General features: G+C 72.9%; 13 protein-coding genes. 7 read left to right on the forward strand and 6 right to left on the reverse strand.

Translation table 11 applies throughout. The features are described from left to right. The first annotated feature begins 1 nt into the window (after position 1). Together nhaA and C5508_RS04160 are read left to right on the forward strand one after the other, a co-directional pair. Complete coding sequence (gene nhaA, locus C5508_RS04155; protein WP_104523694.1) at positions 2-1,378, forward strand: Na+/H+ antiporter NhaA; 1,377 nt, start codon at positions 2-4, stop codon at positions 1,376-1,378. Positions 1,379-1,624: 246 nt separating this feature from the next. After that, the gene (locus C5508_RS04160; RefSeq protein ID WP_232796908.1) at positions 1,625-2,431 is read left to right on the forward strand and encodes a hypothetical protein; all 807 of its coding nucleotides are present in this window, start codon (positions 1,625-1,627) and stop codon (positions 2,429-2,431) included. Between the two features lie 4 nt (positions 2,432-2,435). Here the strand turns inward: C5508_RS04160 and C5508_RS04165 are convergent, their stop codons facing one another. Next, the gene (locus C5508_RS04165; protein ID WP_104523696.1) at positions 2,436-4,136 is read right to left on the reverse strand and encodes a DUF885 domain-containing protein; all 1,701 of its coding nucleotides are present in this window, start codon (positions 4,134-4,136) and stop codon (positions 2,436-2,438) included. Next, positions 4,133-4,666, reverse strand: a complete 534-nt coding sequence (locus C5508_RS04170) for an FABP family protein (protein WP_104523697.1) — start codon at positions 4,664-4,666, stop codon at positions 4,133-4,135. Before C5508_RS04170 ends, C5508_RS04165 begins: the two co-directional genes overlap by 4 nt. Positions 4,667-4,948: 282 nt before the next feature. Here C5508_RS04170 and C5508_RS04175 point away from each other — a divergent pair, with 282 nt between their 5' ends. From C5508_RS04175 to C5508_RS04190, 4 genes are all read left to right on the forward strand, one after another. After that, on the forward strand, positions 4,949-5,998 hold the full coding sequence (locus C5508_RS04175) for an ABC transporter substrate-binding protein (protein WP_104523698.1): 1,050 nt from the start codon (positions 4,949-4,951) through the stop codon (positions 5,996-5,998). 78 nt (positions 5,999-6,076) lie between these two features. Then, the gene (locus C5508_RS04180; protein WP_198597853.1) at positions 6,077-6,859 is read left to right on the forward strand and encodes an ABC transporter ATP-binding protein; all 783 of its coding nucleotides are present in this window, start codon (positions 6,077-6,079) and stop codon (positions 6,857-6,859) included. Continuing rightward, complete coding sequence (locus tag C5508_RS04185; RefSeq protein WP_104523700.1) at positions 6,852-7,616, forward strand: ABC transporter permease; 765 nt, start codon at positions 6,852-6,854, stop codon at positions 7,614-7,616. The genes C5508_RS04180 and C5508_RS04185 overlap by 8 nt, the downstream gene beginning before the upstream one ends. A gap of 20 nt (positions 7,617-7,636) precedes the next feature. Further along, positions 7,637-8,476 (forward strand): ABC transporter permease, encoded by an 840-nt coding sequence (locus C5508_RS04190; RefSeq protein ID WP_104523701.1) that lies wholly within the window; start codon positions 7,637-7,639, stop codon positions 8,474-8,476. Between the two features lie 92 nt (positions 8,477-8,568). Here C5508_RS04190 and C5508_RS04195 read toward each other — a convergent pair whose 3' ends face one another. The 4 genes from C5508_RS04195 to C5508_RS04210 are packed head-to-tail and all read right to left on the reverse strand — an operon-like array spanning position 8,569 to position 12,965. Further along, a complete protein-coding gene (locus tag C5508_RS04195; RefSeq protein ID WP_198597854.1) occupies positions 8,569-9,627 on the reverse strand; it encodes a LacI family DNA-binding transcriptional regulator in 1,059 nt (352 codons plus the stop codon). 59 nt (positions 9,628-9,686) lie between these two features. Continuing rightward, positions 9,687-10,877: an MFS transporter gene (locus C5508_RS04200; RefSeq protein WP_104523703.1), complete on the reverse strand. Its 1,191-nt coding sequence runs from the start codon at positions 10,875-10,877 to the stop codon at positions 9,687-9,689. After that, positions 10,877-11,794, reverse strand: coding sequence for an ABC transporter substrate-binding protein (locus C5508_RS04205; protein ID WP_104523704.1), 918 nt, complete (start codon positions 11,792-11,794; stop codon positions 10,877-10,879). The genes C5508_RS04200 and C5508_RS04205 overlap by 1 nt, the downstream gene beginning before the upstream one ends. A gap of 13 nt (positions 11,795-11,807) precedes the next feature. After that, positions 11,808-12,965, reverse strand: a complete 1,158-nt coding sequence (locus C5508_RS04210; RefSeq protein ID WP_157943989.1) for a M24 family metallopeptidase — start codon at positions 12,963-12,965, stop codon at positions 11,808-11,810. A 96-nt stretch (positions 12,966-13,061) separates the two neighbouring features. Between C5508_RS04210 and C5508_RS04215 the strand changes: the two genes are divergently transcribed. Beyond that, positions 13,062-14,120, forward strand: a complete 1,059-nt coding sequence (locus C5508_RS04215) for an alpha/beta hydrolase family protein (RefSeq protein WP_104523706.1) — start codon at positions 13,062-13,064, stop codon at positions 14,118-14,120. Positions 14,121-14,122 lie beyond the last annotated feature (2 nt).

Here is a 14,122-nt window from a genome sequence, read left to right on the forward strand (position 1 = left end):
TATGCCTGCCACCTCCTCCGCCCGTCTGTTCGGGCGCGGATCCTGGTCCGAGGCCAGCCGGATCGCCTCGGTCCTCCGCAAGGAGACCGTCGGCGGTGTCCTGCTGCTGATCGGCACGGTCGTCGCCCTGGTCTGGGCCAACTCGCCGTGGGCTGGGTCCTACGAGTCGTTGCGCGACCTCCGGGTGGGCCCGTCGTCGCTGCACCTGGACCTGCCGCTGGGCACCTGGGCGGCCGACGGGTTGCTGGCCATCTTCTTCTTCGTCGCCGGGCTGGAACTCAAGCGGGAGTTCGTCGCCGGCGACCTCCGCGACGCGCGCCGGGCCGCCCTCCCGGTGGCCGCCGCCGTGGGGGGCATGGCGGTCCCGGCGCTGCTCTACGTGCTGGTGAACCTGGGCGGCGGGGGCGCGCTCGGCGGCTGGGCGATCCCCACGGCGACCGACATCGCCTTCGCGCTCGCCGTGCTGGCCGTCATCAGCACCCACCTGCCCAGCGCGCTGCGCACGTTCCTGCTGACACTGGCCGTCGTCGACGACCTGCTGGCCATCATGATCATCGCGATCTTCTACACCTCGGCGCTCGCGGTGACGCCGCTGCTGCTGGCCCTGATCCCGCTGGCGCTCTTCGGCTTCCTCGTGCAGAAGCGGATCCGATCGTGGTGGCTGCTGATCCCGCTGGCCGTCGTCACCTGGGTGCTGGTGCACGAGTCGGGCGTGCACGCCACGGTCGCCGGGGTGCTGCTGGCCTTCACCGTCCCGGTCGTCCGCAGCCAGGCCGCCGGCGGTCCCGATGCCGGACCGGGCATGGCCGAGCACTTCGAGCACCGCTTCCGGCCCGTCTCGGCCGGCGTCGCCGTCCCGGTCTTCGCCTTCTTCGCCGCCGGGGTGACCGTAGGCGGGCTCTCCGGGCTGACGGAGTCCCTCACCGACCGGGTCGCCCTGGGCATCGTGGTGGGGCTGGTCCTGGGCAAGGCGATCGGCATCACCCTCGCCACCTGGCTGGTGTCCCGGTTCACCCGAGCCGAGTTGGCCGACGACCTCAGCTGGTGGGACGTCGTGGGTCTGGCCCTGCTGGGTGGGATCGGCTTCACCGTGTCGCTGCTGATCGGGGAGCTGGCGTTCGGCACCGGCAGCGAGCGCGACGAGCACGTGAAGGTCGGCGTCCTGGTCGGCACCCTGACCGCCGCGCTGCTGGCCACGGTGCTGCTCCGGGCGCGCAACCGGATCTACCAGCGCATGGAGCTCGAGGAGACCTCCGACGTGGACCTCGACGGCATCCCGGACGCCTGGGACGACGTGGACGACCGGCCCGGGAACCGTGCCGCGCGGCCCGGCGACACGCCCTCCGGTGGCGCCACCAGGCCGTTCGCCGACAGCTGACAAATACGGTTGCACGCGCCGCTCTCCCGGTCGTACCGTCGTGGCACACGAGAGAGGAGGTGGTCCGTAACTTGCTGAGCTACAGGACTCGTGAGGTGGCTGTCCGCTAGCCGCCGTCCAGATGGGCCGCCCGTCCGGCGTGGAAGCCGGACGACGGCACTTGTCGCCCGTCCGTCGTACGGCGGCGAGCGAGAACCGGACAGTCACCCGACCCCCGGGCCGCCGACCATTGTCCAGTCGGCCCGCGTGCTGCTCCCCCTCTCCGGAGGGCTGGGCGCCGCGGAACAGCCCGGGGGTTGTCCGTTCTCCGGGGGAGGTCAGGTGCAGCTCGGCGGGCTGCCGGTCGAGCAGGACGTCGCCGTCGGCACCTGGATCTCCGAGGCCGTGAGCCGGGCGCACTGGAGCACCGTCGGGTCGCTCGTGCCGCCACTCTTCCCCGCCTACGCGCGGGTGCTGCACCCCGCCTACCGCTACGACGGCGATGACGACGTCGAGATCGCCTGGTCCACGGTCGCGGAGCTGAACGGCACCACGCCGCATCCGCGGATGCAGTGGCCGGCCCTCACCGGGGGCTGGGAGTACATCAGCGAGGACAGCCAGCCGCCGACGTGGGACGGCACCCCCGCCGAGGGCCACCTGCCGTGCTCGCTCGCCGAGCGGATGGTCGCCGTCCTCGCCCGCCACACGACGACGCCGCAGGACTGCCTCTTCGGCCGCTGGACCGGCCACGGCTACGACACCGCCGACCTGCGCGCCGCACCGCGCCTGCTGCTCCCCCGCGCCCGCGACGTCGTGCTGGTCCGGGGCGCGGTCGCCGACGCGGTCCGCAATCTGGCGCCCGAGCCCTCGGAGCAGAGCGCCAACCTCTGGTGGCCGGCCGACCGCGCCTGGATCGTGGCCACCGACGTCGACCTGATGAGCACCTACGTGGGCGGGACGCAGGCGTGCATCGCGGAGCTCCTGGCCGCGCCGGGTCTGGAGGCCGTGCCGGCCGATCCCGGCGACCGGGTCGGCCACGCCGACGACCCGGTCAACCCGGTCCCACCCCGCTGACCTCTCAGAGCTGCGCCAGTTCCGCCTCGAGGTCGTCGAGGCCCAGCGAACCCTGGGACAGCGCGGCCATGTGCCAGGCCTTGAGGTCGAAGTCGGCGCCCCGGGCGCGCCGTGCCGCCTCCCGGCCCTGCCGCCAGGCCCGCTCGCCGAGCTTGTAGCTGATGGCCTGACCCGGCATGCCGAGGTAGCGCACCAGCTCGCTGTCGAGGAAGGCCGGATCGGCGCCGGAGTGCTCGCCCAGGAAGGCCCGTGCCAGCTCCGGGGTCCACGGCCGGCCGCGGTGCTCGGTCAGCACCCCCTCGCCGTCGTCGGGCACCGGCAGCTCCAGGTGCATGCCGATGTCGATGACCACCCGGACCGACCGGAGCTGCTGCGCGTCGAGGAAGCCCAGCCGTTCACCGGGGTCGGGGAAGTAGCCCAGCTCGTCCATGAGCCGCTCGGCGTAGAGCGCCCAGCCCTCCACGTTCGCCCCGACGGACCCCACCGACGTCTGGTAGGTGGAGAGCTCGCCGGAGACCAGCGCCCACTGGGCCAGCTGCAGGTGATGGCCGGGAACGCCCTCGTGGTACCAGATCGACACCAGGTCCCAGAGCGGGAAGCGCGTGCGCCCCAGCGTCGGCAGCCAGGTCCGGCCCGGCCGGGAGAAGTCCTGCGCCGGCCGCGTGTAGTACGGCGCCGCGGCGCTGCCGGGCGGCGCGATCATCGCCTCGACGCGCTTCACCGGCTCGGCGAGGTCGAAGTGCGTGCCGTCCAGCGCGGCGATGGCGTCGTCCATCATCTGCTGCAACCGTTCCCGGACGGCCTCGACGCCCTCGACCGCCGGGCCGTTGGCAGCCAGCCAGCGCATCGCCTCCATCGGGGTCGCACCCGGCAGCACCCTTCCCGCCTCGGTCCGCTGCTCGGCGACGATCCGCCGGTGCTCGGACCAGCCCCACGCGTATGCCTCCTCCAGCCCGCGACCGGCGCCCAGGTCCGACCCGGTCCACCGGCGGGCGGCGACGGCGTAGCGCTCGCGCCCGACGGCGTCCGGCGTGCCCTGGGCCAGTGGCAAGTACTCGTCGCGCAGGTGGTCCCGGATCTCGGCGACGGCGGCGTCGGCGGCTCGCGCGGCCGAGTCCAGTTCGGCACGCAGGGCGTCCGGACCGGCAGCGGCGAAGCCGGCGAAGTACGGGCCGGCGAGCCACTGGTCGAGCTGGGCGACGACGGTGCGCACCTGCCGCGGGGCGACCAGCAGCCCCCGCCGGGCACCCTCGGCCAGCGTCTCCCGGTAGCCGCGGTAGGCCTCGGGGACCCGCGCCAGGCGGCGGGCGAGGACGGCCCAGTCGTCCTCGGTCGCCGCCGGCATCATGGAGAACACCTGGCGGATCGAGTGGATGGGCGTGAACAGGTTGTTCAGCGACCGGAAGCCCTCACCCGCCTCGGAACCGGCGATCTCCGCCTCCAGGCGCTCGCGCAGCAGGCGGGCGCACCGGCGCTCGACCGGGTCATCGTCCAGCGAGGGATCGGCGGCGAGCACGCGGTCCAGCTCGGCCAGCGTCTCCCGGGCCAGCTGCGCCTCGGCCTCGAGGCCCGCCGGGCTGGGATCGGGCAGCCGGTCCTCGCGCGGCCGGGTACCGAGGGCCGTGCCCAGCGTGGGGTCGAGGTCGGTGGCGGCCTCGACGTAGCGGTCGGCGACCTGCCGGGGCGTGGTGGCCGGCGCCGTCACCGGATCCGCTCCAGCCGGGCCGACATCGTCGGGCGCAGGGGGCCCTCGCCGACGGCGCGGTCGATGGCGTACATGAGCGCGCCCTCGACGATCCCGTACAGCCGCACCGAGCGGGTCACCTCCGGGGCGTCGGGGGTGCGCGCCACGACGTCGCTGGAGAGCTCCCAGCTCGTCGTCGTCCGGGCCGTTCCGACGTAGATCTCCAGGAGACCGTCCGGGGCGGCGACCAGCAGCTCGACGTCGTCGCCGCCGCGGGGACGCCAGAAGCCGGACTCCCGGACGTCGGGGCCGACGATCTTCCCGTCATCGGTCAGCCGCCACGTCCGCGATTCGTAGACGAGGAACCCACGACCGTCGTGGGCGAAACGGACCCACTGGCCGAACCGGTGGTCACCGCCGGTCCCGGCTGCCTGCCCCTCCCCGTGCCACTCCCCCAGCAGCGGGAGGACGGAGAGGATGTCCTCGGAGACCTCGGCACCGCTGCGGACGTCGGCGGTGTCGGGGACCGGTAGTTCGGTCTGCTCGCTCATCGCCGGGCCGCCGTCGGACGACGTGCCAGCCGGACGGCGCCGTAGCCGAATCCGAGCGCCGACACCGCGGTCAGGGAGACCAGGACCCAGGCAGAGATCATGGCGCCACGGTAGCGATGTCCGTCGACCCCGGCGGAGCCGCTCCGCGGCCCTCCCGGGCAACCGGATGGCATCAACCGGCCGCCGACCCTTGACAGCGACAACGCGAAGGGCCATCTTTCGTGCAATCGATTGTGTAGGCCGCGTCACACCGGGGCGGCCCCTTCCTGAGAGGTCGGCCACATGGCTAAGCACGGAGCAGTGCAGGCAGGTGCCACCGGAGCGGCTCTCGTCCTCCTCCTCACCGCCTGCGGCGGCAGCAGCGACTCGTCGGGCGGCGGAGGAGGCGGCGGCGGCGGCGGCGGCGAGGACTCCAACACGGTCGTCGTCAGCATGCCGGTGATCCCCCCGAACTTCGTCCACATCATGCCGTGGGTGGCCCAGGCCCAGGGCTTCTACGAGGACTTCGACGTCGACGTCGAGATCGTCAGCCTCGACAGCGGCGTGACCGCGCTGCGCGGCGCCGAGGCAGGGTCGGCCGACGTCGCCGCCGTGCCCACCCCGACCCTGATCAACGCGGTCGGCAGCGGCAGCGACGTCAAGGGGTTCTACACCTACAGCCCCGGCGTCGAGGTGGCCCTCGTGGCCAACGAGGACATCAAGTCCTGCGAGGACCTGCGCGGCAAGCGGCTGGCGATCGACGAGGTCGGCGGCTTCGCCGACGCCCTCTTCACGCAGTACTACACCTCTTGCGGTCTGACCAAGGAGGACGTCGAGTACGTCAGCTTCCCGGGCGCCGAGGACGACGCACTCGTCAACGAGCAGGCCGACGTCGGCCTGCTCCACATCGACGAGGCCCTCGCCATCCTCGAGGAGTTCCCGGACGCCCCGCTGCACAACCTGGTGAACCTCTGGGAGGTCGTGCCGGACTGGCACTACGCCGGCTACGCGGCTCCGCAGGAGATCATCGACCGCAAGCGGGACGCCCTGGTCAAGTTCGTCGCGGCCAACATCGCCGCCAAGGACTTCATGAGCGACCCGGCCAACAAGGAGACCGTGCTCGACGTCGCGGAGGAGCAGACCGGCCTGAGCCGCGAGGTCCTGGACGAGACGTTCGACATCTTCCTCCAGGACGAGATCTACCCGACGGACAACGGCTACCCGCAGCAGATGGTGGACTTCACCGCCGAGCAGCAGGTCGTGGTCGGCAACGTCGAGGAGGCGCCGGCCTACGAGGACCTCGTCGACCCCTCGATCTACGAGGACGCCCTCGCACTGGTCGAGAAGCAGTAGTGACACCGGGAGGGGTGGCGAGCGATGCTCGCCACCCCTCCTCCGCACTCCCCGACACACGACCGGAAGGAAGCCCCGGTGGCGACCATCAGCGCGCAGAGCGTGCAGAAGTCCTTCGATTCCCTGGAGGTGCTCAGCCGCCTGGACCTGGAGATCCAGGACTGCGAGTTCGTCTCCATCCTCGGCCCCAGCGGCTGCGGCAAGACCACCCTGCTGCGCACCGTCGCGGGTCTGGAAAAGGCCACCTCCGGCCAGATCCTGCTCGACGGACAGCCCGTGACCGGGCCCCGGCCCGACCTCACGCTCGTCTTCCAGAACTTCCGGCTGCTGCCCTGGCGGACGGTCGAGGCCAACGTGGGCTACGGCCTGCGCCTGCGCGGCGTGCCGAAGGCCGAGGCGCGCGAGCGCGTGCAGCAGAAGATCGACATGGTCGGCCTGCGCGGTTACGAGAAGAAGTACCCGTACCAGCTCTCCGGCGGCATGCAGCAGCGCGTGGGCCTGGCCCGGGCGCTGGCCATCGATCCCAAGTACCTGCTCATGGACGAGCCGTTCGGCGCGCTGGACGCCCAGACCCGCGAGCTGATGCAGGAGGAGCTGCTGTCGATCTGGGCGGACTCGCCCAAGACCGTCATGTTCGTGACCCACTCCATCGACGAGGCGATCGTGCTGTCCGACCGCGTCGTGGTCATGGAGGCCAAGCCGGGTCGCATCGTCGACGACATCCGCATCCCCTTCGAGCGCCCGCGGTCGGCCGTGGACATCCGCACCGACCCGGTGTTCGCCGAGCTCCGCCAGCACATGTGGGGCCTGCTGCGGCACGAGGACCGGCCCGTGGCCGCCGGGGGAGCGCCCGGTGAGTGACGTACCCGACCGCCGCACAGTCCTGCTGGCCCGGATCGGCTTCGGCCTGCTCGTCGTCGGCCTCTGGTGGGCGCTGTCGGCGATGCTGGGCTCGCTCTTCCTGGCCTCGCCCGCGGACGTGGTGTCCTCCGCCGCCCGGGTCCTCGGCACGGGTGAGTTCTTCGACTACCTGCTGCCGTCGCTGAAGATCCTGGCCATCGGCGCCGCCCTGGGCCTGCTGGTCGGGATCCCGGTCGGCCTGCTGATCGGTCGCTCCAAGCGGCTCTACTGGTTGACCGAGGCGCCGATCAACATCTTCTACTCGACGCCGCTGGTGGCGCTGATCCCGTTCCTGCTGGTGATCATCGGCTTCAACGACACGACGAAGATCTTCATCGTCTGGTTGTTCACGGTGCTGCCGGCACTGATCAACACCGCGTCCGGCGTCCGCACCGTCGACCGGGACCTGGTGGAGCTCTCGCACTCCTTCTGCGCCGGGGAATGGGCGCTCTGGCGCGACATCCTCATCCCCACGGCCGTGCCGGGCATCATCACCGGCGTCCGGGTCGGCTTCATCCACGCCCTGACCGGGGTCGTGCTCGCCGACTTCTACGCCGGCGCCAGCGGCCTGGGTTACATGATCATGCGTTACTCGAACCGCTTCGACGTGGCCACGGCGCTGGTCCCCGTCCTCTTCCTCGCGCTGGTCGGGGCCGTCTCGATCGTGGTCCTCAAGGGTGTCCAGCGCCGCATCGCTCCTTGGCAGGTGGTCTCGTGACGTCCTCGGCCGTTGCTCCCGTGTCCACGTCGTCCGCCGGGGCCTCGCCGGCCTCGCCGGCCGCACCGCCGGCCGGCGCGCCGCTCCGCCGCAGCCGCAACCGGCTCGGCTGGCTCGGCAGCGAGCCGGTCCTGTGGGTGCTCGGGCTCCTGCTCGTGCCGGTGGTCTGGCACCTGTACTCGATGGTCAACGACGACAAGCTCATCGTCGGCCCGCTCGACGTCGCCCGGGCCTTCGGCGACCTCACGGCCAGCGGCGAGCTGTTCACCGCCGCGCAGTCGAGCGGCACGGTGCTGGTCACGGGGCTGGTGGCCGGGGCGATCCCGGGGCTCGTCGTCGGCATCCTGGTCGGCCGCTTCCGGCTGCTCGACCTCGTCGTCGACCCCTACATCAACGCAGCCTTCGCCACCCCGCTGGTCGCCATCGTCCCGATCCTCATCGTCGCCCTGGGCTTCGGCGTCCAGGCGAAGATCGTCATCGTGGCGATGTTCGTGTTCTTCCCGGTCGCCATCAGCACCGCGACCGGGGTTCGCGAGGTGCCTCGCGACCTGGTCGAGCTGGCGCGGTCGTTCTGCGCCCGCGAGTACACGGTCTGGCGGGACGTGCTCATCCCCGGGGCGCTGCCCTACATCGTCACGGGCTTCCGGCTCGCCATCGGGCGGGCGCTGATCGCGGTCGTGGTGGCGGAGTTCAGCACGTCGGTCACCGGCCTCGGGTTCATGATCCTGCGGTACTCCCGCCGGTTCCGGATGGCCGAGGGCCTGGTGCCGGTCGTCCTGCTGATGATCGTCGGCTTCGTCCTCTTCTGGGCCCTCAAGCGGGTCGAGAAGCGGCTGTCGGTCTGGCGCGCCACGCCCTGAGCACGACACGCGCGAACACCGGCCGGCAGGGATCCCCTGCCGGCCGGTTCGCGTTCCGGGCGGTCGCTCAGCCGGGCGACGGAGCCGGTCGTTCAGCCGGGGGACGGAGCGGAGCCCCGGCCCCGCCGGCGCGCCCGGGCCCCCGGCGGCGGGGCGGTGGAACCGCGCACGACGAGGGTGACCGGGAGGAGCACCGACCGGGGCGTCGTGCTCCGCCCGCTGAGCCGGTCCAGCAGCAGCCGGGCCGCCTCGATGCCGAGCTCGTACTGCGGCACCCGCACCGAGGTCAGCGGCGGCCGCAGCCGCCCGATGAAGGGCATGTCGTTGAAGCCGACGACGCTCACGTCCCGCGGGCACTCCAGGCCCAGGTCGTCCAGCGCGTCGTAGCAGCCGATGGCCAGCAAGTCGTTGCCGGCGACCACCGCGGTCGGCGCACCGGCCTCGAGGAGCTCCAGCATGGCGGTCCGCCCGGCGGCCTCGGTGAACGCCTGCGCCGTCACGGCCGCCGCGGCGGAGAGGTCGTACCGCTCCAGCGCGGACCGGAACGCCCGCTCCCGGGCGATGCCGGTCGAGGTGCTCGACGGGCCGGCGACGTGCCCGATCCGGGTGTGCCCGAGATCCACGAGGTGGTCGACGACGCGGCTGATGCCCACGGAGTCGTCGCCGGTCACCGCGGAGACGTCCAGGCCCTCGGTCTGGCGGTTCACCAGGACCATGGGCACGCCGCGGCCGGCCGCGTCGTGCAGCAGCGGGTCGTCCCGTCGCGCCGTCGCGATGATGTAGCCGTCCACCTGGCGTGCCTGCATGGCCGCGAAGTTCAGTGCCGCCCGCTCCGGGTCGTTGTCCGTGTTCGCCGTCAGCGCCGTGTACCCGTGCTCGGCGAGGAAGTCCTCGACCCCCCGGACGATGGGCGGGAAGACCGGGTTGGTGATGTCGGGGACCAGGACGCCGACGGTCTCCGACCGGTTCGTCTTGAGGCTCCGCGCGATCGGGTTGGGCGAGTAGCCCAGCGCCGTCGCGACCTGGCGCACCCGCTCGACCGTGGCCGGCCGGACCAGGGATCGGGTGTCCTCGTTCAGCGCCCGCGAGGCCGTCGCAGGGTGCACCCCTGCAGCGGTCGCGACGTCTCGGAGCGTCGGGCGCGGAGCCACGCGCGACAGCGTAGCGATCGGGGCCTGCCGCGGCCTGCGCGTTCCGGGGGGTACCGCCATCAGCGTCCCCGTCGCGTTCGCAGGTACCGGCGCCGGGCCAGCGCCGACGTGACCGTCAGGGGGACGAACACCGCGGCGGACACGCCGAACAGCAGGGCGTAGTGGTTCCCGTCCGCGAGCCGTCCGCCCAGCGCCGCTCCCGTGGACCCGCCCAGGAAGAGGCAGGCGGCGAACAGGGAGACCACTTGGGCCCGCGCCGCCGGCGCCACCGAGGTCGCCCACGTCTGCAGCGTGGAGTGCATGAAGGCCCAGGCGGCACCCAGCAGCACGCAGGCGAGCACTCCCCCGACCAGTCCGCGCTGCACGACGAGCACGCCGAAGCCGGCGGACCCGGCGGCCCCGCCGATGACGAGCAGCGTGGGGGTGCTCAGCCGCCGGGACAGCGGCCGCACGACGCGGGTGAACAGCAGCACCGAGACACCGAAGGCGGCGACGACCGTGCCGGCCAGCCCGGCCCCACCGGTGATGGACTCCTCCACACCGGGGGCGACGAAGGTGAACACGCCGGTGAGGGCGGCCCCCTCGACGAACCCGAGCGCGAGGACCAGCGCCGTCCAGGGCTCGCGGACGGCAGCGAGCAGGGCGCGCACCGGGCGGGCGGCCCCCGGCACCCGGGGCAGCTCGGGCAGGGTGCGCAGCAGGAAGGCCAGGACGCCGCCGGCCACCGCCGTCACCGCGAAGGCCCATCGCCAGCTGATCAGCTCCGCCGCCCAGCCGGCGGCCACGGTGGCCACCGCCATGCCGACGGCGACCCCCGCCATGAGGTCGGCCAGGGGCTGCTGCCGCCGCTCGACGGGGACCGTCGTCCCCACGTAGACGAGGCTGGCGGGGATCGCGGCGGCGAAGAGGCCGCCGGCAATGCTGCGGAGCACCGCGAGCACCACCACGTCCGGCGACAACGACGAGGCGATGCCGACGACGGCGGCGCCGATCAGGGTCAGCCGCAGGGTGCGGACCGTGCCGATCCGGGCCGAGACGATCCCCCACACCGGCTGCATCAGGCCGTAGGTCAGGTAGTACACGCTGGCCACGAGGGTGACCTCGGCGACCGACACGCGCAGGTCCGCCGCGATGACCAGCAGCATCGGGGCGATCGTCGACCGGTCCAGCGAGCTGACCAGGTTGACGCCCTGGAGCCCCCGCAGTTGGCTGCGGCCGATGCCGACCTGCGGGTCCTGCACCGCGCTCATCAGCTCGCCGGCGACGGGGCCGGCACGAGCCCTCCGCCCGGCCGCGAGAGCGCCGCGAGGTCCAGGTCGCGCTCGAAGCCGCCGGCGGCCGCGCGCAGCCGCAGGACGCTCTCCAGAGCCGCGGGGTCGATGTGCCCGCCCGCGCACAGGCCGTGCACCGGGTCCAGCAGGGATCCGTACATCGCCTCCGCGACGCCGCGGTCGGTGTCGGGCTGCTGCTGCAGCAGGGCCAGCACGTCCTCGGCGGCCGCGGGGTCGAGCACCTCGCGCTCGGCGGCCGTCCACGCGGCGAGGAAGCGCTCGACGGCATCCGTCCGCCCACCCGCCACCGTCGCCAGCACCGACCCGAGGTAGGGCGTGACGACGTCGCTGACCTCGCCCAGCACCCGGGCACCGCCGCGGACCGCCCGCGCCTCGTGCCCGGCGTTGAGCAACGTCACGTCGAACTCCCCGTCGGCCAGCAGCTGACGGCGGCGCGGGGTGGCGCCGGCGGTCACGACCGCGTAGTCGCGGTGCGGCTCCAGGCCCACCGTCCGCAGCAGGGCGTAGGCGACGTAGGCAAAACCGGAGGTCGGCACGTCGACGCCGAAGCGCTTGCCGGCCACCTCCTCCAGGCGGCCGATCGACGGGTCGGCCACCAGCGAGAGCCGGGAGCCGCCGTCCACCGCGCGCAGCAGGAGCAGGTCCAACCGACGGCCGAGCGGGTTCTGCTCGTTCAGCACGTAGGTCGCCACGTTGTCCGGGGACGTGAGCACCACGTCGTACTCCCCCGCCAGCAGCGACGAGAACTGCTGCGGCGAGGAGGTCACCGGCAGCTCCTCGACGACCAGGTCGTGGTCGGCGAAGGTGCCGTGCTCCTGGGCCCACCTCGACACCACGCTCGTGCTGAAGTAGCCCAGCCGGATCGTGTCCGCCATCTCGCGTCCCCTCTCAGCAGACCCGCTGCAAACCGTGCGGGAACGTGTGCAGTCGTTCGGCCCCGGCGTCGGTCACCAGGAGCAGCTCGCCGACCTGGACCCCGGACAGGTGGTCGGGCGTGGAGACGTTGGGCTGCACGACCAGCGTCATGCCGGCCTGGAGCTCAAGGTCGGGCACCGGCTCGAGCGTGCGGCTGCGCGTGCCCAGGACCGGGGGGAGGTAGCCGCCGCCGAAGCCGTGCACCAGGTCGTCGACGGTCGTGAACCCCCGGTCCTCGACGACCGACGAGGCGTCGACCAGTTCCTGCGCCCGCACACCGGGGCGGAGGAGCGCGGCGATGGCCTCGAACGCCTCCTGCGCGACGTCGTGCAGCTCGCGGTACAGCGGTTCAGGGTCCGCCCCGACGGTGAACGTCCGCAGCAGCTGCCCGGGGTAGTCCGGCACGAACGCGGTGCTCAGCTCGAAGGTGACGACGTCGCCCTCGGCGACCCGGCGGCCGGTGGGCCACTGGGACGGCACGCAACGGTCCGGATCGGCCATCGAGGTGACCGAGACGTAGTGGATGTGGTTGCTCCCGCCCAGGGGCAGATAGGCCTGCTCGACGGCGGCCACGAGCTCGTGCTCGGTCACGCCCGGGACCAGGCGGTCGCGCAGGGCCTCCGCGGAGGCATCGGTGAGACGGGCCGCCGTGCGGAGCGCGCCGAGCTCCTCCTCCGACTTGACCATGCGCAGCCGCGTGTACGTCGGGTTCAGGTCCACCACCCGCACGCCGGCGGCCTCGAGCCGCCGGTACGCCTGCCACGGCAGCGGGCCCACGACCCCGAGCGCCGGCGCCGCGGGGCCGCGCTCGCGCAGGACCTCGAGCGCCGGGACCACCGCGGACGCGCCTCCGTAGCGGACCTCGGCGTCCCGGACGAGCCGCGTCGCAGCCGGCACGTGGTTGAAGAAGGAGACGAACAGGACGTCGCGGTGCCCCGGGCTCACGACCACCGCGGCCTCACGGGTCACCGGCCACTGGGTCAGCCACGTCACCGCGCCGGCCGAGCGGTTGGCGCCGTACAGCAGCACGGAGTCCACGCCGGCCTCCGCCGCGATCGCCAGGAGGGCCGCACGGCGCCGGGCCATCTCGTCGCCGCCGAAGCGCCGCAGCTCCGTCTCGTCGACCCTCACCGTCGCCCCATCTCCCGGACAGTCCGCCATTGACATCGCCGCGGAGCCTGCCCGAGCATGCACTCGATTGCAAGCCTCCCGACGGAAGGACGCACGATGGATGCGCGTGTTGCCAGCGCGGTAGCGAACTGGGCACCCCGGTTCACGACGAACGGCGTGGCGGTGGCCGATTTCCAGCGGGTCACGTCCGGGCTCGAGTCGTGGTCGGACTGGTGCAGGGCCTGGTCCGACGCGGCCCGGGTGCACGAGGACCTGGGCCGGGAGGCCCTGGCGGAGGGACGTACGCGGTCCGCCGGCACGCACCTGTCCACGGCGGCGGTCTACTACCACTTCGGGAAGTTCCTCTTCGTCGAGTTCCCCGACCAGATGCGCGCTGCGCACGAGCGGGCCGTCGCCTGCCTCACCGACGCGCTGCCGCACCTGGACCCGCCCGGCGAGCGGATCGAGATCCCGTTCGAGGGCAGCCGCCTGGTGGGCATCCTCCGCCGGCCGCACGGGTCCGGGCCGCACCCCGTCGTCGTCATGGTGCCGGGCCTGGACTCCACCAAGGAGGAGTTCCGCTCGACCGAGGCGCTGTTCCTCGAGCGGGGGCTGGCCACCTTCTCGGTCGACGGCCCCGGCCAGGGCGAGGCCGAGTACGACCTGCCCATCCGCGGCGACTGGGAGGTCCCCGGTCACGCGATCGTCGACACGGTGGCCGCCCAGCCCGGGATCGACCCCGACCGGATCGGCGTCTGGGGGGTCAGCCTGGGCGGCTACTACGCGCCCCGGCTCGCCAGCGGGGTCGACCAGGTCAAGGCGTGCGTGGCCCTGGCGGGGCCCTACAACTTCGGCGAGTGCTGGGACCAGCTGCCGCCGCTGACCCGGGAGGCGTTCACCGCCCGTTCCTTCGCCGCCGACCAGGAGGAGGGACGCAAGCGCGCGCTCGAGCTGGACCTGTCCCAGGCGGCCGGACGGATCCGCGTACCGCTGCTGGTGGTGGCCGGCAAGCAGGACCGCCTCATCCCCTGGCAGCACGCCGAGCGGCTGGTGGCCGAGGCCGCCGGACCGACCGAGCTGCTCATGCTCGACGACGGCAACCACGGAAACATGAACGTGGCCGCCAAGCACAGGTACAAGACGGCTGACTGGATGGCCCGGCAGCTCGGCTCCTGAGG

Origin of the sequence: Blastococcus atacamensis (assembly GCF_002938425.1) — a bacterium.
GTDB lineage: Bacteria > Actinomycetota > Actinomycetes > Mycobacteriales > Geodermatophilaceae > Blastococcus > Blastococcus atacamensis.